Genomic DNA, 25,628 nt, shown 5'->3' on the forward strand with positions numbered 1-25,628 from the left:
AAAAAAAGGAAAAAAAATAATATTTTTTCCTTTTTTTTGTAAAAAATTCATAATTTGCAAAGGATGATATTTTAAAGTGGAAAAATGAGTTACGAAAATATATTATTAAAAAAGGAAGATAAATTATCTATCATTACCATAAATAGACCTGAAAGTTTAAATGCATTAAATGCAAAAACAATTCAGGAGATCAGTACCGCTCTTGATGAGCTTTCTTCAGACAGTTCATGTAGAGTAATTATCCTTACAGGAAGCGGAGAAAAATCTTTTGTAGCAGGTGCTGATATCAAAGAATTCAGTGATTTCGGACAGGAAAGAGCTGAAGAATTGGCTAGAAACGGACAAAACACTTTGTTCAACAAAATAGAAAACATGCCCAAACCTGTCATTGCAGCCGTAAACGGTTTTGCACTGGGAGGAGGTTTAGAGCTTGCCATGGCATGCCACATCAGATATGCATCGGAAAACGCCAGATTGGGGCTTCCTGAAGTTACCCTGGGATTGATCCCCGGATATGGAGGAACTCAGAGGCTTCCGAAGCTTGTAGGAAAAGGTATTGCCAACGAAATGATCTTCTCAGCCAAAATGATCACTGCCCAAAAAGCAAAAGAGATCGGATTGGTCAATGAAGTATACCCTATTGAAGAATTATTAACCAAAACGAAAGAATTAGCGAACATTATTGCCTACAATTCACCAATGGCAATATCCAAGGCGATAAACGCCGTGAATCTATCGGACACGGATAAAGGTTTTGAAACTGAAATCAAATATTTCGGAGAACTTTTTGAAATGAACGATAAGAAAGAAGGAGTCACAGCTTTCCTAGAGAAAAGAAAGCCGAACTTCTAAACTTTCAAAACTTTTAATCCAAATTATTTCGAAAAAACTGATGCTGCGGTATGAATAAGTTTGACAAGGCTTATCTAAAAATGGCCCAGGAATGGGCAAAACTCTCCTACTGTAAGAGAAAACAGGTAGGGGCTCTTATCGTAAAAGATAGGATGATTATTTCAGATGGTTACAACGGAACTCCTTCGGGATTCGAAAACTGCTGTGAAGATGAAGAGGGAAAAACACACTGGTATGTATTGCATGCAGAAGCTAATGCTATTTTAAAGCTGGCTGCTTCTACTCAATCTGCAAAAGGAGCAACGTTATATCTGACGCTGTCACCTTGTAAAGAATGTAGCAAGCTGATCCTGCAGGCAGGTATTACAAGACTGGTGTATATCAATGAGTATTCGGATGACGATGGGATATCTTTCCTGAGAGGCCATAATATTGAAATAGAACAAATATCGGACTGTGAACTAAAAAAATAAGCACAAATGACTTGGGATGAAAAGATCAAAGATTTTGAAATATTTCTTCGTTTCGAAAGAAATTTTTCAGACAATACTCTCGACGCTTATGTTCGGGATATTAAAAAACTAAAAGATTACGCAGAAGAAGATCTGGCAAACGTCGGCCCAGATACTATTGGTTATGAAAACCTGCAGGAGTACATTTTCAATCTTTCTAAACAGAAATTCAGTGAAAGATCTCAGGCAAGATGGATATCTTCCATAAAAGCCTTTTTCAAATTTCTGCTCGAAGATGAATTTCGTGAAGACAATCCGGCAGCGTTACTTGAAGGCCCGAAATTGGGATTGTATCTACCTGATACTTTAAGTCTACCTGATATCAACAGAATTATTGCTGCTATTGAAGTCAATACTGATCTTGGTAAGAGAAACCATTGCATCATTGAGGTATTGTATGGCTGCGGACTCCGTGTTTCTGAACTGATTGATTTGAAAATATCAAACATCAACTTTAAAGAACAGTATATTAAAATCCATGGAAAAGGAAACAAGACCCGTTTCGTTCCTTTGGCTGATTATACTGCAGAAATGCTTGAAAGTTATATCAAAGAGGTAAGATCAAAAGGTAAAATCAATAAAAAATACGAAGACACTTTATTTTTGAACAGCCGTGGAACTTCCATGTCAAGAGTGATCGTATTCCTTATTATCAAGGAACTTACAGATAAAGCAGGGGTCAACAAGAAGATATCTCCCCATACATTCAGGCATTCGTTTGCAACCCATTTATTGCAAAATGGAGCTGATTTGCGTTATATACAGGAAATGCTGGGACACTCCAGTATCACGACTACGGAAATCTACACCCACCTGAAGACTGAAGAATTGAGAGATGTTATTTTGAGTTATCACCCGAGAAATATTAACGTTACTCAATAACCTATGAAATTATTGAAATATTGCCCAAGCTGTGGCAAAGAATCTCTGCATTGGGATGGAGAAAAGAAATGGAGCTGTCCCGAATGCGGTTTTACACTTTATAATAATGTAGCAGGTGCTGTGGCCGTGGTCATCAGATGTGGCGAAGAAATCTACCTTACCAGAAGGAATAGAGACCCAAAAAAAGGAAAACTGGATCTGGCCGGAGGATTTGTAGACCCTAAAGAAAGTGCCGAAGAAACGTGTAAAAGAGAGCTTTTTGAGGAGCTTCAGCTTGATATTGATATTTCAAAACTGAAATACCTTACCAGCCTTCCTAACATTTATCAATACAAAGAAATTGATTACAATACTATTGATCTCTTTTATGAATATAATGTTTCGGAAAAGTTTGAGGTAAACCTCGAAATTGCAGAGATTTCAGAAGCGGTATGGGTTCCTCTCAGGGAACTGAACCTTGAGGATATTGCTTTCGATTCTCAAAAGAAGTTTTTTGAGATCTACATTAAGAAATAATTTTTTCTCAATATACTCTCGCAGATTTTGCAAATGCAGCAGATCATTGGTAATTTCCAACTGCTTATTCTGTAAAATCTGCGAGTTTTTTATGTTGAATACACAAGTTATTGCAGAATGTTATACAAAACGCATCTGTGCAATTCGTGTACTCTGTGGGAAATATATTGTAATTAATAGGTTTTGGATTTCAGCATTTCTTCAAAATACTGAATAAGTAAAGTTCTTTCAGCTTCCGAAAGATTGGCCTCTTTGTGATAAACAATATATCCGGGCAGTGGCATTGTTTTGTGCTTAAGGGCCTCAACAGACCTATCCAGCATATTTTCTTTAAGCTCCTTGTTATAAGTATTCCAAACAGAGAAATTAAGGTGCTGGCGCCCATCGTTCACATGGCTTTTGACAGACCAGGAAATGGGCGCTATGTAGGCATATTTAGGATATACTGTTTCATTCGAATGACAGTCATAACATGCATTTTTGAGCAATGCTCTTACTTTTTCCGGAGCAGCTTTTGTTTCTACAAAATTCACTTTAGAATCCACAGGTTGATTCACCCTGTCGATGGGTACAAACTGAATCAGCGCAAAAGCGACCAAAGTCCAGAAGAATATTTTTTTTGCCGTCTTCATTATTTATTTTGCTGGAGTCAAAATCGCGCTATTGGATTTTAATTCTTTTTTTGCTTCTTGTTTTACGGTTTCTTTCTCGTCGGTAGCCGCAGGCGGAACAGGGTTTTCAGATGCTGGCGGAGGCGTCGTTCCTTTCGGATTATCCAATGTCCTTGTGTCTTTCAGATCCCAGTCTTCCCTTGTTTCCCATAACCCTCTGACAATGGCTTTTTTATAGAAAACATATGCATCTTCAGCAAATGTTTCACTGGCAAAATCAGCATTGTCCCAATATTTGTTTTCATTATTGTCAACTAATATTCTTACAAAATATTCGCCGGGTTTAAGGATATCAAATTTTACCTTATCTCCCTTTATATATTTCTGGTACGCAACTTTTTCTGAAGAATCCAACAGCTGAAGCCAATAGCTGGAAGCCGGTGCATTGGTAAGTGCAAATTCAAGACTTCCGAACTGATCAATTTTCTCAACATCGAAATCAAAACGTTTTGATTGTGCGTTCTTAGCATAAAAAGATGACACGGTTTCCTTTGGAACAGTAAGCTGGTATTTCTTTCCATTGACAAAATCTGATTTAACCTCTATCAGATAAGGATTGGTTTCGGAAATCTTCGCTGTAAATTCCTGAGTGGTTAAGCTATCACTTTTCAGTACCCATTTCGAAGGATCAATTTTATCAACAATATAGTTAGACAGAATTCTAAAGTCAGATTTTGGGGCTAATGAACCGCCGCCATTATCACTGTTGATATCCATCGCATTTTTCTTATTATATTTATAAAATAAAGAAACGGTGTACAGACTATCTTTTTTCGGGCCAAGATTATGGGTAAACATTAGCTTTTCAGCAGTTTCCTGCCCTATATTATCTTTCACGGCATCAAACCAGATTCTTACAGAATCTGACTTTGGACGGTGAGTAACTTTTAAGTCTTTAAGTTTATCCGTAGCAGACTGTACTTTTACCTCATCGGGATGACCTTCGAATGTCATCAGAACTCCTCCTGCAATTTCTTTCATTTCTGAATATTTTACAGGCTTTCTGGACGGGTAAACACTTAAATTCAGTCCGGATATCGATTTTTCGATATCTATAGCTTCTTTTTTAAATCCGATTTTTTCTTTTCCGGGATCGTAAATGGAATTTCCGTTTTCGTCATCAAAAGCTATAATTCTATATTTTCCGGGTGAAAGATAATTCAGCTCATAATATCCGTCCTCATCAACTTTCGTGATATAATAAGGTTTTTGTTTGTAGTTCATGGTATCTTTTACCTGATATAATCCTACAACCAATTTATTCTCATTAGTACCGGTTTTTTTCTTTATTTCCATCGCATCTTTCACCTCACCACTCACATACAAATCATCCAATTTGTCTCCGGTGGAGAAAGCAAAGTTGAAATAGCGTAAAATATTAGATTCGTTGTTATCTACAATAGAATTTCCGAAGTTAAAATTATAAGTAGTATTCGCTTGCAAAGTATCTGCCCACTGGATCAGGACAAATTTATTGGCGATATTCGACGGAAGTATTCTTTTAATGTTTTTAATAGGTGGGGAGATGATCAGGTTTTTATTGATATCTTTCAAGGTCACATATTCATCAAAATCGAGACGAAGTTCGTGGATATCTCTTTTTACATTGATCCTTGTCGTATCAATATTTGAGCTTAAAAATCTGGGAGCTAAAGTATCTTTAGGCCCACCTACAGGAGATCCCACCCTTGCACATGAATGTACAAGAAAACAGATAACTAATAATAAAAGAAACCTTCTCATGAAAATGTTTGAGCAAAAATAAACATTATTCTCCAAAAACTTCGTGTCCGGAGTTCAAAGTATCTTTGCTGTCATTCATAACGGTCTGAAGTTTATCTTTCTGTAAAGGGAAATCTTCAAATAATCCGGATAGTGCCAACGCAGTGTATACTTTGTTTGAATACTTATTTCCGATCGCGATAATGGTTACTTTAGATTTTAAAAGATGGGCAAACACGGAATTCGTCCCATGCCACCATCCGTTGTGATAAGTAAGTTTCTCACCGTTTTCAAATATTTTCATTCTGAAACCAAGTCCATAATTATTCATTCCTGCCTTTTCGTTGCTGTACGGTGTGAATACCATTTGCATAAGATCGGGCTTTAAGAAATCCTTTGAAAACATTGCTTTTGAGAAATTGTACAAATCTCTTGGTGTTGTGTACACATTTTTATCACCATAAATCAGATCCAATCGATCTAAAGGATACAATTTGTTACCGCCGTAATAAAAAGACTGCGAAGCGGTTGGAATATCCTTTTCCTGGAAGATATAGGTATTCTTCATTTTCAACGGTGTAAAGACCATCTCCTGCATAGCCTGAGGAAAAGGTGTTTTCGTTATTTTTTCTATCAGCAATGCCAACATTGCAAAGTTGGTATTACAGTACATAAATCCTGTATCTGTATCTCTTGCCAAATCAGGTTTGTATTTGATGATCATATTCAAAATATCCTGATTGGTAAGAAACTGCTTGGAAAGCTCTGCCGGGGCGGGCTGTATCTTGGTGATAAAATATTCGTATTTCGGAAGACCACTTCTTTGGTCTAATAAGGTCTGAACAGTTACGTTAGGATAAGGAAATCCCGGAAAATACTGAGTAAGAGGATCAGAAAGTTTTATTTTTCCTGCTTCTACCAGTTTCATCATTGCCATTGCTGTCAACGTTTTAGAGACAGAAGCAACATGCAGAGGTGTATTTTTATCGATGGGCATCTGATTGCCCTGTCTTCCGAAACCTCTGTAATTTTCATATAGAATCTCGTCTCCTTTAGCTACCAGCACACCTCCGCTCAAATCACTCCCTTCCCACACTTTTTTATAATACTGGTCAATATACCCCACTAAAAATTGTTTATTGGAAAGAAGACCGTCAGCCTTGGTAAAGACTGTATTTAAATCAACGTTTCCGTAGTTGGGTAAGTTTGTTGTATTTTCAACCGATGCTTCTTTAGCTTCGGATTTGTTTTTACAGGAAAATAAGGATAAAAAAACAGTTACAAGGAGTACAAAGTTACACGTCTTCATGAGATTCAAAAATGAGCGGCAATTTAATAAAACTCAAAAATAAATAATAAATATGGAGGGAATATTATAAATTATTTAACACAAATAGAGGGAAAAACAGAATTCTAAGTAAGGGAAAACAGGGTGTCAGAGCTTCTCAGACCGAAAAAGAAGGCTAATGTCAATAATTTTGCGTTACCGACATTAGCCTTCTTTTGTTTTATATTAAATATTTTCAGTTCTTTCTGCTTAACAGTACGAAGCAACTATCTTATCGACAATAAACTGCGCCAGCTTTTCTTTACTCTGGTGTGTCCAGCCTGCAATATGGGGAGTCACAATAGCTTTTTCTGATTCCAGAAGGTATTTTAAATCTTCATTTTCTGTTTCCAGATTTTCGAAGGATGACTTTTCATACTCCAGGACATCTAAGCATGCTCCTTTTACTTTTCCTGACTTTAAGCCTTTCACAAGATCTTTTGTTGTTACGTTCTTTCCTCTGGCCGTATTGACAAAATAAAAGTCATTTTTCATTTCTGCAATAAATTCCTCATCAATAAGACCATTTGTTTCCTGTGTAAGAGGAATATGTAAACTCAAAATCTCTGCAGACTGCTTGAGCTCTTCCAGACTAACCTGTGTTGCGAATTCGTCGGCAAGTCCCGGAAGAATATCGTGAAAAATAACTTTGCATCCGAATCCTGAAAGTCTCTTGGCCGTGGCTTTCCCCATATTTCCATATCCGATCAGGCCAACCGTTTTTCCAAGCAGTTCGTCCCCTCTGTTTTCCTCCCGCTTCCAAATTCCTTTTTTTACTTCCTGGGAGGCAATAAACAGCCTGTTCATGATCACCAACAGCATTCCCATAACATGTTCAGCTACGGAATCCCTGTTTCCTTCCGGAGAGTTGATCAGCTGAATTCCCAATTCTTCGGCTACAGGAATATCAATATTTTCCATCCCGGCACCTACTCTGGCAATAAATTTCAAATTTTTCCCGTTTTCCAGAAATTTTTTATCCAAAGGAATACGGCTTCTGATGATAATACCGTCATAATTTTTGATTTTATCACAAACCTCCTCGTACGAAGAAGTAAAATCCTCTTCTAAAATAAAGTTCTTTGCTAAAAGCTGCTCGGTGATAAGGGGATGATTTTTATCTAAAAGAAGTACTTTCATAGTATTTAAAAACAAATGACACTAATGGTTTCACAAATAACACCACCATTCTGTTTTGAGATAAAGAGGGCCGTGTTTTTTATAATATGATTAAAAAATAAAAATGCTTTTAATTTGGAAGTCCGGCATTAAAAGCATTTATATTTTTATTTTTTATCTTTTTTAGAAGTTTGAGTTTCTGTCGGTTCCTGGAATAATTTCTTAAGTTCTACAGACTCCAATGGTTTCATTCTTCCGGAAAGGATCAAAGAAAGCTCTTTTCTGCGGAAAGCTGCCGCATATCTTTCTTTTTCCTCTTCAGTCTCCGGGATCATTTCAGGGATGGGGATAGGACGATTGAATTCATCTACCGCTACGAAGGTGTAGATCCCTGAATTGGTGTGAATTTTTTTCTGATTAATCGGGTCATCTGACCATACATCAACATATACTTCCATAGACGTTGAAAATGCTCTTGAAACTTTTGATTCCAAAACCACTACACCACCCTCGGGAATCGGATGATTGAAAGAAACGTGGTTTACAGAAGCAGTTACAACTCTTCTTTCGCAGTGTCTTGCAGCAGAAATAGATGCACATCGATCCATTTTTGCTAAGAGCTCACCGCCAAAAAGATTTCTTAAAGAGTTGGTTTCGTTCGGAAGAACGATATTAGTCATAATAGTCAGAGATTCTGACGCTTTTTTTATTTTTGCCATTTATTCTTAGTGTTGTTTCGGGCAGCCGGAACCGTTTTCGATCCTTTTACGGCAGGTTGTATTAATGAATCTTTCTTCAGTGAATCAGAAACAGGAGTTCCTGGTGTATGCACCAATACTTTAACGGTATCTTTTACAATTCTGTGCGTAGACGTTTGTACTGAAACTTTATTAAAAGATTTTTTCCCAAAAATAAGTTCCTGTTGAGTAAACATCAGGTAGAGAATACCTAAAATAGGAATAATTAATAAGAAAATCCACAGAATGGATTTATTGAATTTGTAATCCTTCTCCCGTTTTTCTGAAGTTTTTACTTTTTCGCCATTATTGATATCTGAAAAGCGGATTTCTTCCAATCCGTAAAAATCAGGATGACCTGCTTCTACACGGTTTCCCTTAAAATGAGTATGCCCCTCTTCTGTAAAGATTGTACCAAGGTTCTGAATTTCAAGAACCTGCTCTGCCTGAAGTTTTTTCTTCCAAAAGTCAGTCTGGATTTTCAGATCGCTTTTTGAAGCTTCGAGAGACATCTGCTTTTGAGTGGCAATAAAAGAAGCCAGTTCATCAGCCTTTACTTCATAATCAATTGCAAATTTGATCTCACTTGCGGGAGGCAGGATGCTTCCGTTTTCAGAATTGATAATCGCCTTAGAATTTTTCAGAGAAAACACTCCAAAGCCTGGAACCGTGGCAGTTCCATATTGTTTCAAATATTCTAAAATATATGCTGAAATATTCATTTGCTGGCAAATTTATAACTTTTTCACGACTTTTGAAGACATTTCATCTGATATAAAAAAAGACTGCCGAAACAGTCTTTTGATTATTCTACAGTAAAATGGGGTTCCCATTCATTATCCTCAATCTCTTTGAAGGCAAATTTGTCAATTTCTTTATGCGTTCTGGTATGAACCTATTGAATTTTCCAGCTGATGCCAAACATAAAATTGGTTCCGGCCTGTGCAAAATAATAGGGCTCACCACCATAAACAGCTCCGTTGTTTACATATTTTTTATTGAACAGATTGTTCACCAGTAATTTCAGGGTCACATCATTATGAGCAATTTTAAACTGGTATTGTGCATTAAAATCGGTCAGGATATAATCTTTAAGCTGTACGTTTTGATTCTCCGTATTATCAAGATACTGTTTTCCGACATACTGGTTCATTAAAGCCAGCTGGAAGTTCTTGGCAGCTTTGAAGGTTAGTCCCAGGTTGGCAACGACATCCGGAGAAAATGAAATCTGTGTATTTCCCAGATTTTTAACCTCTTTCTTATTCTTCATATTAAAATCAAGGTTTCTGTTCTGGCTTAAACTTAAATTTCCTGAAACCTCCCATTGTTTAGATAGTTTGGCGAGTAATCCTATTTCTATTCCTCTTCTGTAGCTCTTTCCTGAATTTGTTCTGATAAATGCTCCCACATTATTCAGTTGCCCGTTGAGTACCAACTGATTGACATAGTACATATAATACAGGTTGGCCGTTACCGATAGGAAACCAAACTGTTTTTCCATTCCCGCTTCAAAATCATGGAGCTTTTCAGCTTTTACGGTATTATCTGCAGTCAGATCATCCCTGTTGGGTTCACGGTGTGCGTGAGCATAGGATAAAAATATTTTTCCGTTTCCGATTTTATAATTTACTCCTGCTTTAGGATTGAAAAACAACCAGTTTTTATTGATATTTCCTCCTTCCCCGTCACCGTCCAGGATGATCTTTGTATCGTAATTAATTCTTCTAAGCTGCAGATCTCCAAAGAATTCAAAATCATTTACCCTTACCAAAGCCTTAGCAAACCCGGCCACTTCAGTTTTTACCGAACGTCCCCTATAATATTCATACTCATCAATCTGTGGAAAATACACTCCGGTTACATTGCCAAAATGTTTCCCGTAATACTGGTTGGCTACTATTCCGAAATTAAGATCCAGATTTTCAAACTTTCCGTATAATGTAGAAACTAAACCATAGAAATGATTATCCAGCCATTTTTTTCTGATAAAGTCAGTTTTCTCTACAGGAGCGCCGTTTACGATCGGAACAGTCAGATTATAATTAGAATAGTGCGTTGCATCTTCATCAGTTTCATCTACCCTGGTATAGTTTTCATAATAGCCTTTTCCCCTCGTATAGTGTAAAGTAGTTTCCAAATTCCATGTGTCATTGAACTTTTGTTCCCAAAGAAACTGGTAATGATTCTGGCGGTAGTTGTCAGTTTCACCATCATAAAATTTCTTTTCTCCGGTAAAAAGATCAGTATATTCTCCGGCAGAATTGTAAGTAGGATCCGTTTCCCATGTTTTTCTGCTGATCCCGTTCCATGCCTGATAAGTTCTTTCTTTTCCGCCGAAAGCCATTAACCGTAATCTCGTGTTTCCTTCTTCAAATAAGGCCGTGAAATTGTAGGAATGAAGATTGGTAGAAGCTCTGTCAATATACCCGTCGGAGTGAATATGAGAATATCTACCCATGATAGAGAGCCTGTTTTTCCAGAATTTTCCTGTTCCAACTTCTGCAGAATATTTATAGGTATTGAACGACCCGTAGCTGTCGTCTGTTTTAAAATAAAATTTATCCTCCGGATCCTTTGAAATCACATTAATGCTGGCTCCAAAAGAAGAAACTCCGTTATTGGAAGTTCCCACTCCCCTCTGGATAACAATCTGAGATGCGGAACTCGTTAAGTCCGGCACATTTACGAAAAAAGCGCCCTGGCTTTCAGCATCATTGAACGGCACTCCATTCATCATGACATTTACGCCCCTTCCGGCTACCCCACGAATTCTGATCCCCGTGTATCCTACTCCGTTTCCGGCATCAGATGTAGAAATAACCGAAGTTTGGTTTTTCAAAAGGATAGGAAGATCCTGTCCCATGTTTTTACCGTCTAAATCTTTCTGAACATTGATGATTTCCTTAGCAACAGGAAGCCTTTTGGTAAAGTTGACCGCTTCAATTTCTCTGACTTTCAGAGAATCTTTGTTTTGAGCCTGGATAAAAGCTACAGAGCCTACACTAAGCCCTAAAAAAATAAACCTTTCATTCTATAAATCTTTGACATTTAATGAATAAAAGGGGATCGATAAGATATTATACAATTCGACTCACCGTCGTCGATGTGTCCCTAAACAGCATTACCTGTTCCAGGTTCATTGGGTATCATCTCAGCCTGTTAAAGCACCCCTTTATTTCAGCTGCAAAAGTACAAAAAATTATGCGCAATAGCATCATTAATCTTGGTATGCAGCCATCGCTTACTTTATCTAGTATGTTTTATTACGTGCATCGATATAATAATAATTTTTTCCGTCTTTGGTTACTTCAAACATTCGTCCCAGTTTCCAGCTGAAATTTCTTTTAATATTGGAGTATTCAAAAGGAATGATAATCTTGTTATTCACATCAATCACTCCAAATTTATCATTGTTGGAAGCTACAATCATCGGGTCTGACACATCATCTCCTTCCATGATGTATAAATATTGATATTGCGGATAAATCTGGTATTGTCTGTAATCTGCTTCATTAAAAAATTTTGACTTTTCAATGACTCCGTAAAAGCCGTTCAAAACATAGGCCTGAAACAATTGTTGCTTATACTCTTCAAACTTACATTTCCCGAAGTCTGAGTCTTTAAACTGATACACTCTTTTTCCGGATTGATCAATACGATAGGAGATCATATCTTTTTCCACCGTAGCATAATCACTTGTTCCGAACTTTCGAACTTTCTCATTGGGAGAGTTTAAAAGATTACAATCTTCAAAAAAGAACACGGCGATATGATACTCAGGCTGAATGATGAATTTCCCGTTTTGATTGACATAGCCAAATTTTCCGTCTTTCTTTTTCGGAATTAAAACCGGAAGATCTTTATGAATCACTACGAGATCAGGATTAGGCTTCGTTATTAAATTGCCTTTTTTAATACTGGTTTTAGGCGTATTTTTCACCGTTATTTTCTTCACAGATTTGGTCTGCGAGAAAACGAAAACCGAAATAAAAATACACAAAACATTCAGGATATTTTTCATATTCACCATTTGCATGCAAAATTACGGCCAAAAATAGAAAATATCAAATTCATATTTATAAAGAATCTAAATAATTTCATCTTTATAAAATAGTAAAATTTCGTATTTTTGGGAACATTTTGAATTGTTTAATAAATTTTAAAAACTTTTAAAAAAAGACGTAGATCATACTGCCTTTAACCCGGTTCAATCAACGTATCAAAGTACGGAAACTCAAAATGTTATTTAAATTGTATTTTATACCAACCGGCAAAGGAGCAATGACAGAGTGATACCTGTTGTTTACATCTGCCTTAAAAGTGAAAGACTTCTATTATGAATTATAAGGATTACATCAAAGAGATTGAAGAAAGAAAAGACCAGGGGCTTCATCCAAAGCCAATTGATGGTGCTGAATTATTAAGCGAGATCATCGCACAAATTAAAGATTCAGGTAATGCAGATCGATCGGATTCTCTTAAATTTTTCATCTACAACACTCTGCCGGGAACAACAAGCGCTGCAGGAGTTAAAGCTAAATTTTTAAAAGAAATCATTCTCGGTGAATCCGTAGTAGAAGAAATATCTCCGGCTTTTGCCTTTGAATTATTATCCCACATGAAAGGGGGCCCTTCTATCGAAGTATTGTTGGATCTTGCCTTAGGAAACGATCCGGCCATTGCTAAAGAAGCGGCTGAAGTCCTTAAAACACAGGTTTTCCTTTATGAAGCGGACACCAACCGTTTGAAGGAAGCCTTCAACAACGGTAACGAAATCGCTCAGCAGATTATCGAAAGCTACGCAAAAGCTGAATTCTTCACCAAACTTCCTGAAGTAGCTGAAGAAATCAAAGTGGTTACTTATATTGCAGGTGAGGGAGATATTTCAACAGATTTACTTTCTCCGGGAAACCAGGCGCACTCCAGATCAGACCGTGAACTTCACGGAAAATGTATGATCACGCCTCAGGCACAGGAAGAGATCAAAGCTTTACAAGCTCAGCATCCTGATGCGAGCGTAATGCTTATTGCTGAAAAAGGAACAATGGGAGTGGGTTCTTCAAGAATGTCAGGAGTAAATAACGTTGCTCTCTGGACAGGAAAACAAGCAAGCCCATATGTACCATTCGTGAATTTTGCTCCGATTGTAGGAGGTACCAACGGTATCTCTCCAATTTTCCTAACCACGGTAGATGTTACAGGTGGTATCGGAATTGACCTTAAAAACTGGGTTAAAAAAGTTGATGAAAACGGGAACGTTGTTCGTAATGAAAATGGTGAGGTAGTTCTTGAAGAAGCGTATTCTGTAGCTACAGGAACTGTTTTAACAATCAATACAAAAACAAAAAAATTATACAATGGCGATCAGGAATTAATTGATATTTCCAGATCTTTCACGCCACAGAAAATGGAATTCATTAAAGCTGGCGGATCGTATGCAATTGTATTTGGTAAAAAACTTCAGACATTTGCTGCTGACCTTTTAGGAGTAGAAGCTCCTCAGGTTTTTGCTCCGTCAAAAGAAATTTCTAATGAAGGACAAGGACTAACGGCAGTTGAAAAAATATTCAACAGAAATGCCGTGGGTTCTACACCAGGTAAGGTACTACATGCAGGATCAGACGTTCGTGTAAAAGTGAATATCGTAGGTTCTCAGGATACGACAGGTCTTATGACCTCTCAGGAGCTTGAATCTATGGCTGCCACTGTAATTTCTCCAATCGTTGACGGTGCTTACCAATCCGGTTGTCACACCGCTTCAGTATGGGACAAAAAAGCTCAGGCCAACATACCTAAGCTGATGAAATTCATGAACGATTTCGGCTTGATCACTGCCCGTGACCCGAAAGGTGAATATCACGCCATGACAGACGTAATTCACAAAGTTCTTAACGATATTACCGTAGACGAGTGGGCGATCATCATTGGTGGTGACTCGCACACACGAATGTCTAAAGGAGTAGCCTTTGGAGCTGACTCAGGAACCGTTGCCCTTGCATTGGCTACCGGAGAAGCATCCATGCCAATTCCTGAATCTGTAAAAGTAACTTTCAAAGGTGAAATGAAGCCTCACATGGATTTCCGTGATGTAGTTCATGCGACTCAGGCTCAGATGCTGAAGCAATTCGGAGGGGAGAACGTATTCCAGGGAAGAATCATTGAAGTTCACATCGGAACACTTCCTGCTGACCAGGCCTTTACCTTTACAGACTGGACTGCTGAAATGAAGGCTAAAGCTTCTATCAACATTTCTGAAGATAATACCTTGATCGAATCACTGGAAATCGCAAAAGGAAGAATCCAGATCATGATCGATAAAGGAATGGACAACCACAATAAGGTTCTTCAGGGATTAATTGACAAAGCAAACAAGAGAATTGAAGAAATAAGATCCGGTGAAAAACCAGCTCTTACTCCGGATTCTAATGCTAAATATTATGCTGAAGTAGTGGTAGACCTTGATGTAATCGTTGAACCGATGATTGCTGACCCGGATGTAAACAACGACGATGTTTCTAAAAGATATACTCACGATACCATCAGAGACCTTTCGTATTATGGAGGTGAGAAAAAAGTAGATCTTGGGTTCGTTGGATCTTGTATGGTTCACAAAGGAGACCTTAAGATCGTTTCTCAAATGTTGAGAAACCTTGAAAAGCAGCAAGGAAAAGTAGAATTCAATGCTCCACTTGTGGTAGCAGCACCTACGTACAACATCATTGATGAGTTAAAAGCTGAAGGAGACTGGGAATTATTAGAAAAATACTCAGGATTTGAATTCAATGATAATGCTCCGAAGGGAGAAGCCCGTACGGAATACGAAAATGTAATGTATCTTGAGCGTCCGGGATGTAACCTTTGTATGGGTAACCAGGAAAAGGCAGCAAAAGGAGATACGGTATTGGCAACTTCTACCCGTTTATTCCAGGGAAGAGTCGTTGAAGATTCTGAACGTAAAAAAGGTGAATCTTTACTGGCCTCTACTCCGGTTGTTGTTTTATCTGCAATCATTGGTAGAATTCCAAGTATTGAGGAGTACAAGGCAGCAGTTGAAGGTATTGACCTTACTACGTTTGTACCTTCTATCAAAGAATTGACTAGCACACACGCTCACTAAACAGAGCTTACCCTATAAGTCGAAAGACTTTTGAATATTTTAAATGAAAGATTTTACTTCTTCGGAAGCTAAAATCTTTCATTTTTTTGTTTAGAACGTTTCTATTTTAAGGGACATACCATTTTTTTTGTGATAAATCAAGAAAATAAATTCTATTTTTTCTTAAATTGAAAGTGATAAAATCAGTCGGTTTTATGATCATAATTATCCCTGTTTAAGGATTATAGGAACGTTTTTTGATATAAATAAAACGTCTTTTCTATCCTAAACAGGGAAGAGAAGTAATGAAAAAGAAATAAAAATTACAATTAGATATGACTTTTGATATTGATATGATCAAAAAGGTGTACGAGCGTTACCCTGAAAGAATTGCTGCGGCAAGACAAATTGTTGGAAAACCTCTTACCCTTTCAGAAAAAATCCTTTACACCCACCTTTGGGAAGGAAATGCTACACAGGAATATGAAAGAGGAAACTCTTATGTAGATTTTGCACCGGACAGAGTAGCCATGCAGGATGCCACTGCACAGATGGCACTTTTACAGTTTATGCAGGCAGGAAAAGCTAAAGTAGCCGTTCCTTCAACCGCTCACGCAGACCACCTGATCCAGGCAAAAGTGGGAGCTGATAAAGATTTGCAGGAAGGTATCAACAAAAACTCAGAGGTATTCAACTTCTTAAGTTCTGTATGTGATAAATACGGAATCGGATTCTGGAAACCGGGAGCTGGTATCATTCACCAGGTGGTATTGGAAAACTACGCTTTCCCCGGAGGAATGATGATCGGTACGGACTCGCATACGGTAAATGCCGGAGGACTTGGAATGGTCGCCATCGGTGTAGGTGGTGCTGATGCAGTAGATGTAATGGCCGGAATGGCATGGGAACTTAAAATGCCCAAACTTATCGGGGTTAAATTAACCGGTAAAATGAGCGGATGGACTTCTGCTAAAGATGTAATTCTAAAAGTAGCAGGAATTCTTACCGTAAAAGGAGGTACAGGATGTATCGTAGAGTACTTTGGAGAAGGTGCGGAATCTCTTTCTGCAACAGGTAAAGGTACCATCTGTAACATGGGTGCTGAAATCGGAGCTACCACTTCGACTTTCGGATACGATGACTCAATGAGAAGATATTTATCTGCAACCGGAAGACAGGATGTTGTAGATGCAGCTGATAAAATTGCAGAGCACTTAACAGGTGATGCTGAAGTATATGCCAATCCGGAAAAATATTTCGATCAGTTAATTGAAATCAACCTTTCCGAGTTGACTCCGCACCTGAACGGACCTTTCACTCCGGACCTGGCAACACCTGTTTCTGAATTTAAGGCGAAAGCTGAGGCAAACGGATGGCCACTGGAAGTTGAATGGGCTCTTATCGGGTCTTGTACCAACTCTTCTTATGAAGATTTATCACGAGCTGCTTCTATCGTAGAAGATGCTGTAGCAAAAGGAGTAAAACCGAAAGCCATCTTAGGAATCAATCCAGGTTCTGAGCAGGTGAAATTTACTGCGGAAAGAGACGGGTTCCTGAATTCATTCAGAAAATTTGAAAACGCAAGAATCTTTACCAATGCGTGCGGTCCATGTATCGGACAATGGGACAGAGAAGGTGCAGAAAAAGGAGAGAAAAACTCTATTATCCACTCTTTCAATAGAAACTTCGCAAAAAGAGCTGATGGTAACCCAAATACCCACGCTTTTGTTGCCTCACCGGAAATGGTAGCTGCTGTAGCAATTTCAGGAAGATTAGATTTCAACCCGATTTCAGATACACTTACCAATGAAGCCGGCGAGCAGGTAAAGCTGGACGAACCTAAAGGTTATGAACTTCCTGCTAAAGGTTTTGCCGTAGATGACAACGGATATCAGGCACCATCTGCAGACGGTTCTAATGTTGTGGTGAATGTAAGTCCGACTTCAGACCGACTTCAGTTGTTAGAAGAATTCCCGGCTTGGGATGGTAAAAATATTACCGGGGCTAAGGTGTTGATCAAAGCTTTCGGTAAATGTACTACTGACCACATTTCTATGGCGGGACCTTGGTTGAAATACAGAGGTCACCTTGATAATATTTCAAACAACATGTTGATCGGAGCTGTTAATGCTTACAACATGGAAACAAATAAGGTTAAAAATGAATTAACCGGTGAGTACGGTGAAGTTCCGGCTGTACAAAGAGCTTATAAAGCTGCAGGGATCCCAACCATTGTAGTAGGAGATCAAAACTACGGGGAAGGTTCTTCAAGAGAACATGCAGCTATGGAACCAAGACACCTTGGGGTAAAAGCTGTATTGGTAAAATCATTTGCAAGAATTCACGAAACAAACCTTAAAAAACAAGGAATGTTGGGAATTACTTTTGCCAATGAAGCAGATTATGACAAAATCCAGGAAGATGACACGGTTAATTTCTTAGATCTTGACCAGTTTGCTCCGGGAAAACAATTGACTTTAGAATTCGTTCACAAAGACGGAACTAAAGATATTATCATGGCCAACCATACTTACAACGATCAGCAAATTGATTGGTTCAAAGCTGGTTCTGCCCTGAACCTGATTAAGCAACAGGAAAAATAAAAATTAATTGTTAGATCGATTAATGACAAAAGACGTCTTCTCTTGAAGCCGTCTTTTTATTTATAATAGTATTTTAGAATTTAAACTCTATTCTTGCAAAAACAAATCTTCCTCCAATACCATATTGTGATACCTGTCTGGAGTAGACAAACTGATTATCAGCAGTTAAAGAACTTATATTGGGGCTCTTTGAAGGGAGTATATTGAATATATTATTACTTCCTATTGTTGCTGAAATATTTTTAGTAAAGTCATATCCAACTGATAGATCGGTAATCAGGCGGTTATTCAATACAAAATGCTCTCTGCTCCCTGTTACTCCATCAAAATTGGCATCAATAACGTCGGCATCAGTTACTTTACCAAAGAAGGAATTTCTGAGTAGAATATTCAGCCCGGCTATCTTCAGATTATTGGAAAGGGTAGCTTTCACCCGGGGAACAGCTTCTTCAAAGTAGATTCTGTTAGGCTCTGAAAAGTAATTATCAATTTGACTTACTAATTTTGGAGAAGCATGAATCTCTCCTACTCTCTTGGTTTTATTAAAATTCAGTCCTAAGTTATTTTCCAATGAAATTCCGGATGAGATTTTAGAAGTGTGAGAGATTGTAATGTCCAAACCTTTCGTTTCCGAATCTACAGCATTAGCAAAGAAATTCGCAGCACTTGCCCTTGCCAGGTCAAAGGCGCTCTGAAGAACAGCCTGGTCAGACCCGGGTGTAAAGGTTCCTGAAGGTCGGAAAAACAAATCAGTAAGCACCACTCTATCTTTAATTTTAATAAGATATGCATCAGCGGTAAACACTAAATTAATTCCAGGAACTTTAAAGGTAATTCCCGTACTGAAAGATTTTGATGTTTCCTGTTTTAATTTCGGAATACCGAGCGCCTGGGCAGCGTCTGAGTTATTTCTAAAGGTTCCTACCTGTGTTGTTTTTCCCTGTTGGATTAATGTAGATGTAGAGCTATAGTAAATCTGAGCTAATGACGGAGCCCTGAACCCTGTAGAAATAGCTCCTCTCCAGTTAAGATTAGGTGCCAGTTTCACGTTTGTTGCCAATTTATAATTAAAGGTAGAACCAAAATCAGAATAATTTTCGTAACGCAAAGCACCTTCTACCAACCATCCTTTCGTTACTTCAAGCTCAAGATCAGCATAGGCCGCGATACTGTTTCTGTTTCCTGAAACAGCATTATCAGGACTAAAACCAGGAAAAACCTGTGCTCCTGCCGGCCTTATATTTCCAAAAAAATCTGTTACTTTTTCATTTTCAGGAGTCCCGGCCGTCACAAGATTCCCAAAAATATCATAGGAAGCATATGAATTCTCCTTTCCCTTATTCACTTTATAGTTTTCATGCCTGTATTCTCCTCCAAATGCCACATTTAAACCTTCTAAAACATCATATTTTCTTGAAAAATCCAGGTTAAGGGTATTCTGGGAAAATTCGGAGCCACCGGCGTCAAAATTTCTTGGTGAACGATCTGTAAGAGATGCATTGAAGGTATTGACAACACCAAATTTAAAAGCATTTTTTCCGAACGTATTACTTAAGTCAACGTTCCATCCATTCCATTTTCCTTTGACTCCGGCAGCAAGAGAATAATCATTCACAGTTGCTTCAATCTGCGGCAAATATCCGTTAGGAGTTATTGCATTGATATTCCTTTCATTATTAGGAAGCCTGTAAAAGCCGCCTGCATTTCCCAATCTGTAGCTGTATCCTCCGAAAGAATATATTTTCCAGTCATCATTCAATGGTACCTCTGAGTTGAAAAAAAGCTGGCCAGACTGTAATTTGGACTGCCCTGCTCTAAGGCTGAAATCTTTTCTTTCAAGCCCTCTGTACGCAAGTTCCTGATTTGTAAAATCTTTATTCAACAACCCTTGCAGACTGGAAATAGTATTGGCACCGGAAATCTGAGATTGGAAATCCTGTGAAAAATAATTAACTTTTGTCGCATATTGTTTAATCGTATTAATGATCTGCTGGGTATTGGAGGTATTGGTAATATTTTTATATAATCCGTCAATATCTACTCCATCCTGCAAAGCTCTGTAATTAACAGCATTGTATGCATTAAAAATATCACCTTCTCTCACTCCGGCTCTGGAATAAGGATCACGGTATTGTGCAGATGTTGTAATATTAAAAAATCCAGATTTTCCAATTTTAATCCCATAGTTAAGATCCACAGAAATTGTTTGTCCGTCAACACCACCGGAAAAATTTTTAGCAACTGATGAAGCGTATCCTCCCAAAAAGACCTGACCGGAAAGGCCTAATCTTCTTTTCAGATCCAGGTTCACAACTCCCGCAATAGCATCAGAACCATATTGAGCTGAAGCTCCGTCTCTTAACACCTCAATTTTATCCAATGCAAAAGCAGGAATGGCATTAAGGTCAGTTCCCACCGAACCTCTCCCCGGAGTTAGAGTTACATTAATCAGTGATGACTGATAACGCCTTTTACTATTGAGCAAAACCAACACCTGATCCGGACCTAGTCCTCTTAACAAGGCAGGATCAACAAAATCTGTTCCGTCATTTACTGTATGTGATGTGGACGAAAATGAAGGGACAATATAATTTAAAGCCTGACTGATATTGTTAACAGGACTTTGTTTTAAAATTTTTGAAATGTTAATAATGTCTACAGGAACCGGTGTCTCAGTTAATGATCTTCCGGATCCTCTTGATCCAAGTATGACAACATCATCAATCTTTTTAGAAGAAATGGTATCTGATTGTGATTGCGCAAAATAGAATGTCGAAATAAATGTTGCAGAAGTGATGATACTTCTTTTTGTAAAGTTATGCATGTGTTTTTATATTATTTATTAATGAGAATATAAGACAAAGCGATCCCGGTAACCTTAAATTTAAGGTTAGCACTGAGACGTTAAAAAATGTAATGATTATTTAAAAATAAACGCTAGAAACAGCAACACATGCACATGTAGAAATGGCATGAAGAGTTATCAGTATAATGAAGAGCACCTTCACCATCTGTCGAATAAAAATTCAAATTTGTAATGTGATTTCCCTTTTCTTTAAACATTTATTTAAAATTTAAAACAAAAATTCAAGAAGGGAGATAAGAAAGATATAAACATTTTTTCCGGAAGATCCGGCTTATCTATTGTAGCACCTTGCTTGTTTTTGCAGGTTGCTATCCCCTCTGGAGATTCTTGATAATTATTTGGCAAAGATATAATTATTTCGTAAATAAAAAAATTTTTGACTTATTTTTTTGATTTTCTAAATCTTATCGTAACAAATTGACTTTTTATTCGTCTAACTAAGCAGTAGTAAAACATTATGAAAAAAACTATATTCGCTTTATCACTTGTAAGTTCTGTGTTTGTTTTTGCACAGGAAAAAAGCAATAATCAACCAAAAGAAAAACAAATTGACGGAGTTGTCATCACTAAAACTAAAAAAGCCGTTGAACAAAAAGCTGATCGTACCATTTTCGATTTTTCTGAACAGCCTCAGCTTAATAACGGAAATGTTCTGGAAGGGATTAAAAAACTTCCAGGTCTCGTAGCCACAGATATTGCAGGAATGATGTATCAGGGTAAAATGCTTGAAGTTTATCTCAACGGAAGACCTTTGAACATCACCTCTAATGAACTGAATTCTTTTCTTGAAAGCATGCCTGCCAATTCTATAGAGAGAATTGAAGTGGTAACGCAGCCGGGAGCAGAATTTCCTGCGACATCGGGAGGAGCCATTATGAATATTATTACGAATAAAAATGCTAATAAATATCTAAGCGCAACCTATTCCGGGAATTATACCTTCACCAATTACAATAAGTACAGAAGCAGAACCACCAACTCGGTAAATTTGAATGCCAGAAATAAATATTTCGGATGGCAGCTTAATGTGGGGCAAAATTATCGTGAAAGTATGATGAACAGCCAGCAGGATGTTTTATTAAACAGTAATACAGATCGATTCGCGCGAGGGTATTTTGCAAAATCCGGATTAACTTTCGATCTTGGGCAGGATAAGTTATTATTAAACTATGATATTTACCATAATAATAATGACAACTATACTGCAAGTAACGGGCTTGGAGATATTTATTACAAACCTACCGATGCATTCCGGGAAGCACAATTTGAATCTTCCGATGCTGCAAGAAGTAATACATTGAGACAGGAAGCGGTAGTAACCTATCAAAAGCGTTTTGCCGAGAAGTCCCAAAAACTTGATTTTCAATTTGGGTTTACTAAAGCGGATAGTAAGTTTTCTCAGGATAATTTCTACCGAAAAGGCAACTTTACAGATAATGGTCAGGCATTTGCAAATCCGGGACTTAATGATATTCTCAACAATAAGTCGGATATGAGGGTGGCTAATTTCAAAGTTGATTATGCCCAGCCCATCAAATTGCTGGACGGAGGAAAAGTAAGCGCCGGAGGCTTGTATGAAAGACAGGATTATAATACGGAAAGTAAAGGCCTTACAAACCTTGAATATCACAGACAAACGGCCTCCACTTATCTTGAATTCCAGGCTAAACTGAAAAAGTTTGATTTCACGTTAGGGGCAAGAGCTGAAAATTATGACATTTATGGAATTACCAGAAAGGATAGTTTGGGAACTGTTGTTCAAAAAGATCTGACACCATTTAAGAAGTTTAAACTGTTTCCTAATGCAAGTATTCAGTACAACCTGATGAACCAGGTATATATTGCGGCCAATTATAACAGAAAAATCAATCTGCCGAGTATTTCTGCCCTTAACCCGAATAACACCACATTCTCCGGGCCGAATACACAGATCAACGGTAATCCGAATCTTCAGCCGACCATTTTTGATAATTACGAATTGAAAATTTCGGCTTTTGATTATGCCTTCATCGGATACAGCGTAAGTTCGGCAAGCAATCAGGTAGCACAGATCATCAGAAAAAACGGTAAGAACCTCTACAATGAGCAGATCAACATCTCTTCTATGAAAATTCATAATTTCAATATTGGGCTTCCTGTTCCTTTCCAGATTTTCACGAAGTCGCTGGGTGAGATCATGAAATCAAACTTCAATCCTGACAAAATGAATTTCATGTACCTTTACGCAGGCTACCAGAAGCATGACATCGATAACCTCAACAATAAAGGATTCTGGATTTTCAACGTGATGACACAGCTGATTCTTCCAAAGGACATCAAGCTGACCGCAAATTACAGCTACCTTACTCCCAAAGCAGGATATTTTTACTTTACCGCAGAGAAACCATTCAATAATAATTTAGATATTACCCTGACGAAAAAGTTTATGAACAATCGCCTTACAGTCTCGGTTTTTGCGAATGATATTTTCAATGGCCAGGTAATGCAGGTTCGTTCCAATCCGCCTTTAGGAGAAAGTGTAATGCTTAGGACAAAATATGATTCAAGGAACTTTGGGATTTCCATCAACTATAAAATTCCTACTAAAAACAAGTTGGCTAAAGAGGATGCCAATATCTTAAACCAAACTAAAAAAGAAGATAACGGAGGAGTAATGCAACAGCAGGGGCAATAATCCAGCGCAACCATAATTTTAAAAAGGCCGTAATTGAATGTTACGGTCTTTTTTGTGAAATGTTTTTAGGTTTTGGCAAAAGCCAATGGAATATATATTTAAAACGTAAACGGGCTAAAGCCAATTTCTATTGATATTTAACATTTTTCGTTAAAAATCCAAGGTCTGAAATCTCCAGTTCATTGTATCCACCAATGTTATCTGATTGATATTCACCGTTAAATCTGTAATAATTTTTAAAGCCTGAAGCGCCATCATACTACCAATGATTCCCGGCAAAGCACCCAAAACACCGAGACTGTCACAATCCGGTATATCTTCATCCAAGGGAGACTCAGGGAATATATCCCTAAGGTTTTTGCTTCCCTGACAATTAAAAACAGCGACCTGACCGGTAAATCCTAAAATACTTCCATACACCAATGTTTTACCAAGCTGTACACAGGTATCATTCAAGAGATATCGTGTGGAAAAATTATCAGACCCGTCCACAACCAGATCGTACTGGGAAACAATTTCTCTCACATTTTTTTCATTAATTTTCTGATCAATAGCAACGAATTTTATCTGATGATTTAGGTTTCTTACAAAATGTCCGGCACTTTCCACCTTTTTTGACCCTACCCTATTTTCATCGTGAATCACCTGTCGGTTCAGGTTATGCAGCTCGACATGATCAAAATCTGCCACAGCCAGAGTACCTACTCCTGCAGCCGCCAGATACTGGATCACCGAGCTTCCCAAGCCCCCTGCACCGACGACAAGAACTTTTGAGGCCAAGATTTTCCTTTGTCCCTCCAGCCCTATTTCTTCAATAAAAATCTGCCGGCTGTATCTTTTAAAAGTATCGTCACTTTGCATATAAAACTACTATAATTAAACTCCACTGTAAACAGCATCCCAGTCTTTCAATACGGGATCATATCCGGCATTTCTGATCATTTTCCTGATCTCTTCCATGCTTCTTTCATCACTGGTTTCAAATTGTTCCAGGGATTCCTTATCCACAGAATATCCACCGGGATTTGTTTTGGATCCTGCGCTCATCGCAGTAGCTCCCAACGACACAATATGATTTCTGAAGTTTTCATTTTCTCTTGTAGATATGGAGATTTCAAGGTCTTCGTTCCAGATTCTGTAGGCACAGATCAACTGAAGCAGATCTTTATCTTCCATGATAAAATTCGGTTCAATAATTCCCTCTGCCGGCCTCAATCTTGGGAAAGAAACAGAAAATTTAGTCTTCCAGTACTGTTTTTGAAGATAATCGATGTGAAGCGCATTGAAGAAGCTATCGATACGCCAATCTTCCAATCCAAGCAGTACACCCAGCCCTATTTTATGGATTCCTGCCCTGCCGATTCTGTCCGGTGTGTCCAGGCGAAAATGAAAATTCGATTTTTTACCTTTCGGATGGTATTCTTTGTACACTTCCTGGTGATAGGTTTCCTGATACACGAGTACTGAATGTACCCCTTCTTCCTTAAGAATACTGTATTCATCCTCCATTAAGGGCTGAACTTCAATAGAAATGTTCGAAAAATGTGGTTTTAATAACCGGACAGCATTTTGAAAATACGGCACTCCCACTATTTTATTCGCTTCCCCGCTTACCAACAGCACGTGGTTTACTCCCATAGATTTCAGCACTGAAGCTTCCACCATCAATTCAGTGTCAGAGAGGGTTTTTCGCTTTAAATGATTATCCAAGCTAAAACCACAATAGGTACAGATATTCTGGCATTCATTGCTCAGGTACAACGGAGCATATAGCTGAATGGTTTTTCCGAAACGTTTTTGGGTAAGAGCACGGGTCATTTTTGCCATTAGTTCCAGCTCCTGCGAAGCCACAGGGGAAAGCAGAACCAGAAAATCATCAACAGTTTTATGTTTTTTCTGAAGACTGTTTCTTACATCAGACAGATTTATCTTTTCGAGTTTAGCTTTTACCTCATCCCATTGATACTGCTCAAAAATATCTTTAAAGCTATTCATGATCTTATTTTCTCAATATAAATTATAATACAAAGAATTCATTAAACTACAATAGT

At 37.9% G+C, this 25,628-nt stretch carries 18 protein-coding genes and 1 riboswitch; of the genes, 7 read left to right on the forward strand and 11 right to left on the reverse strand.

The window, feature by feature from the left end; genetic code table 11:
* The first annotated feature begins 84 nt into the window (after window positions 1-84).
* The 4 genes from H3Z85_05985 to H3Z85_06000 are packed head-to-tail and all read left to right on the forward strand — an operon-like array spanning window position 85 to window position 2,762.
* Window positions 85-852 (forward strand): enoyl-CoA hydratase/isomerase family protein, encoded by a 768-nt coding sequence (locus H3Z85_05985; protein ID QPQ52947.1) that lies wholly within the window; start codon window positions 85-87, stop codon window positions 850-852.
* A 50-nt stretch (window positions 853-902) separates the two neighbouring features.
* The gene (locus H3Z85_05990; protein QPQ52948.1) at window positions 903-1,325 is read left to right on the forward strand and encodes a dCMP deaminase family protein; all 423 of its coding nucleotides are present in this window, start codon (window positions 903-905) and stop codon (window positions 1,323-1,325) included.
* Window positions 1,326-1,331: 6 nt separating this feature from the next.
* Entirely contained in the window at window positions 1,332-2,246 is a 915-nt protein-coding gene (gene xerD / locus H3Z85_05995; GenBank protein QPQ52949.1) for a site-specific tyrosine recombinase XerD, read from the forward strand.
* 3 nt (window positions 2,247-2,249) lie between these two features.
* Complete coding sequence (locus tag H3Z85_06000; protein ID QPQ52950.1) at window positions 2,250-2,762, forward strand: NUDIX domain-containing protein; 513 nt, start codon at window positions 2,250-2,252, stop codon at window positions 2,760-2,762.
* 173 nt (window positions 2,763-2,935) lie between these two features.
* On the opposite strand, the gene H3Z85_06005 is transcribed toward H3Z85_06000, so the two are convergent.
* The 8 genes from H3Z85_06005 to H3Z85_06040 all read right to left on the reverse strand — a co-directional run bounded on the left by H3Z85_06005 (window position 2,936) and on the right by H3Z85_06040 (window position 12,368).
* Complete coding sequence (locus H3Z85_06005) at window positions 2,936-3,394, reverse strand: heme-binding domain-containing protein (GenBank protein ID QPQ52951.1); 459 nt, start codon at window positions 3,392-3,394, stop codon at window positions 2,936-2,938.
* A gap of 3 nt (window positions 3,395-3,397) precedes the next feature.
* Window positions 3,398-5,176, reverse strand: coding sequence for an Ig-like domain-containing protein (locus H3Z85_06010; GenBank protein QPQ52952.1), 1,779 nt, complete (start codon window positions 5,174-5,176; stop codon window positions 3,398-3,400).
* A gap of 25 nt (window positions 5,177-5,201) precedes the next feature.
* Window positions 5,202-6,464, reverse strand: a complete 1,263-nt coding sequence (locus tag H3Z85_06015) for a beta-lactamase family protein (protein ID QPQ52953.1) — start codon at window positions 6,462-6,464, stop codon at window positions 5,202-5,204.
* 228 nt (window positions 6,465-6,692) lie between these two features.
* Window positions 6,693-7,622 carry a hydroxyacid dehydrogenase gene (locus tag H3Z85_06020; GenBank protein QPQ52954.1) on the reverse strand — a complete coding sequence of 310 codons (930 nt, stop codon included), beginning with the start codon at window positions 7,620-7,622 and terminating at the stop codon, window positions 6,693-6,695.
* Window positions 7,623-7,768: 146 nt separating this feature from the next.
* A complete protein-coding gene (locus H3Z85_06025; protein ID QPQ52955.1) occupies window positions 7,769-8,320 on the reverse strand; it encodes an acyl-CoA thioesterase in 552 nt (183 codons plus the stop codon).
* Window positions 8,308-9,060: a hypothetical protein gene (locus H3Z85_06030; GenBank protein ID QPQ52956.1), complete on the reverse strand. Its 753-nt coding sequence runs from the start codon at window positions 9,058-9,060 to the stop codon at window positions 8,308-8,310. Before H3Z85_06030 ends, H3Z85_06025 begins: the two co-directional genes overlap by 13 nt.
* A gap of 173 nt (window positions 9,061-9,233) precedes the next feature.
* Window positions 9,234-11,357 carry a TonB-dependent receptor gene (locus tag H3Z85_06035; protein ID QPQ53845.1) on the reverse strand — a complete coding sequence of 708 codons (2,124 nt, stop codon included), beginning with the start codon at window positions 11,355-11,357 and terminating at the stop codon, window positions 9,234-9,236.
* A gap of 231 nt (window positions 11,358-11,588) precedes the next feature.
* On the reverse strand, window positions 11,589-12,368 hold the full coding sequence (locus H3Z85_06040; protein ID QPQ52957.1) for a WG repeat-containing protein: 780 nt from the start codon (window positions 12,366-12,368) through the stop codon (window positions 11,589-11,591).
* A 306-nt stretch (window positions 12,369-12,674) separates the two neighbouring features.
* Between H3Z85_06040 and H3Z85_06045 the strand changes: the two genes are divergently transcribed.
* Together H3Z85_06045 and H3Z85_06050 are read left to right on the forward strand one after the other, a co-directional pair.
* Complete coding sequence (locus H3Z85_06045; GenBank protein QPQ52958.1) at window positions 12,675-15,455, forward strand: bifunctional aconitate hydratase 2/2-methylisocitrate dehydratase; 2,781 nt, start codon at window positions 12,675-12,677, stop codon at window positions 15,453-15,455.
* Between the two features lie 314 nt (window positions 15,456-15,769).
* Window positions 15,770-18,037, forward strand: a complete 2,268-nt coding sequence (locus H3Z85_06050) for an aconitate hydratase (protein ID QPQ52959.1) — start codon at window positions 15,770-15,772, stop codon at window positions 18,035-18,037.
* 73 nt (window positions 18,038-18,110) lie between these two features.
* Here H3Z85_06050 and H3Z85_06055 read toward each other — a convergent pair whose 3' ends face one another.
* On the reverse strand, window positions 18,111-20,861 hold the full coding sequence (locus tag H3Z85_06055) for a TonB-dependent receptor (protein ID QPQ52960.1): 2,751 nt from the start codon (window positions 20,859-20,861) through the stop codon (window positions 18,111-18,113).
* A 283-nt stretch (window positions 20,862-21,144) separates the two neighbouring features.
* Window positions 21,145-21,242: riboswitch (SAM riboswitch) on the reverse strand.
* Between the two features lie 118 nt (window positions 21,243-21,360).
* On the opposite strand from H3Z85_06055, the gene H3Z85_06060 reads away from it, so the two are divergent.
* Window positions 21,361-23,577: a TonB-dependent receptor gene (locus H3Z85_06060; protein QPQ52961.1), complete on the forward strand. Its 2,217-nt coding sequence runs from the start codon at window positions 21,361-21,363 to the stop codon at window positions 23,575-23,577.
* A gap of 150 nt (window positions 23,578-23,727) precedes the next feature.
* On the opposite strand, the gene H3Z85_06065 is transcribed toward H3Z85_06060, so the two are convergent.
* Together H3Z85_06065 and thiH are read right to left on the reverse strand one after the other, a co-directional pair.
* Window positions 23,728-24,438: a HesA/MoeB/ThiF family protein gene (locus H3Z85_06065; protein ID QPQ52962.1), complete on the reverse strand. Its 711-nt coding sequence runs from the start codon at window positions 24,436-24,438 to the stop codon at window positions 23,728-23,730.
* Window positions 24,439-24,453: 15 nt separating this feature from the next.
* Window positions 24,454-25,572: a 2-iminoacetate synthase ThiH gene (gene thiH / locus H3Z85_06070; protein ID QPQ52963.1), complete on the reverse strand. Its 1,119-nt coding sequence runs from the start codon at window positions 25,570-25,572 to the stop codon at window positions 24,454-24,456.
* Between the last annotated feature and the right edge of the window lie 56 nt (window positions 25,573-25,628).

It is taken from the genome of Chryseobacterium indologenes (assembly GCA_016025055.1).
Taxonomy (GTDB): Bacteria; Bacteroidota; Bacteroidia; order Flavobacteriales; family Weeksellaceae; genus Chryseobacterium; species Chryseobacterium indologenes.

Excerpts from the sequence above, each read along its gene's own strand:
- H3Z85_05990 (QPQ52948.1), top strand. The coding sequence starts at position 903 with ATGAATAAGTTTGACAAGGCTTATCTAAAAATGGCCCAGGAATGGGCA.
- H3Z85_06065 (QPQ52962.1), bottom strand. The coding sequence starts at position 24,438 with ATGCAAAGTGACGATACTTTTAAAAGATACAGCCGGCAGATTTTTATT.
- H3Z85_06060 (QPQ52961.1), top strand. The coding sequence starts at position 21,361 with ATGAAAAAAACTATATTCGCTTTATCACTTGTAAGTTCTGTGTTTGTT.
- H3Z85_06025 (QPQ52955.1), bottom strand. The coding sequence starts at position 8,320 with ATGGCAAAAATAAAAAAAGCGTCAGAATCTCTGACTATTATGACTAAT.
- H3Z85_06050 (QPQ52959.1), top strand. The coding sequence starts at position 15,770 with ATGACTTTTGATATTGATATGATCAAAAAGGTGTACGAGCGTTACCCT.
- H3Z85_06020 (QPQ52954.1), bottom strand. The coding sequence starts at position 7,622 with ATGAAAGTACTTCTTTTAGATAAAAATCATCCCCTTATCACCGAGCAG.
- xerD (QPQ52949.1), top strand. The coding sequence starts at position 1,332 with ATGACTTGGGATGAAAAGATCAAAGATTTTGAAATATTTCTTCGTTTC.
- H3Z85_06055 (QPQ52960.1), bottom strand. The coding sequence starts at position 20,861 with ATGCATAACTTTACAAAAAGAAGTATCATCACTTCTGCAACATTTATT.
- H3Z85_06030 (QPQ52956.1), bottom strand. The coding sequence starts at position 9,060 with ATGAATATTTCAGCATATATTTTAGAATATTTGAAACAATATGGAACT.
- thiH (QPQ52963.1), bottom strand. The coding sequence starts at position 25,572 with ATGAATAGCTTTAAAGATATTTTTGAGCAGTATCAATGGGATGAGGTA.
- H3Z85_05985 (QPQ52947.1), top strand. The coding sequence starts at position 85 with ATGAGTTACGAAAATATATTATTAAAAAAGGAAGATAAATTATCTATC.
- H3Z85_06040 (QPQ52957.1), bottom strand. The coding sequence starts at position 12,368 with ATGGTGAATATGAAAAATATCCTGAATGTTTTGTGTATTTTTATTTCG.
- H3Z85_06000 (QPQ52950.1), top strand. The coding sequence starts at position 2,250 with ATGAAATTATTGAAATATTGCCCAAGCTGTGGCAAAGAATCTCTGCAT.
- H3Z85_06005 (QPQ52951.1), bottom strand. The coding sequence starts at position 3,394 with ATGAAGACGGCAAAAAAAATATTCTTCTGGACTTTGGTCGCTTTTGCG.
- H3Z85_06015 (QPQ52953.1), bottom strand. The coding sequence starts at position 6,464 with ATGAAGACGTGTAACTTTGTACTCCTTGTAACTGTTTTTTTATCCTTA.
- H3Z85_06010 (QPQ52952.1), bottom strand. The coding sequence starts at position 5,176 with ATGAGAAGGTTTCTTTTATTATTAGTTATCTGTTTTCTTGTACATTCA.
- H3Z85_06045 (QPQ52958.1), top strand. The coding sequence starts at position 12,675 with ATGAATTATAAGGATTACATCAAAGAGATTGAAGAAAGAAAAGACCAG.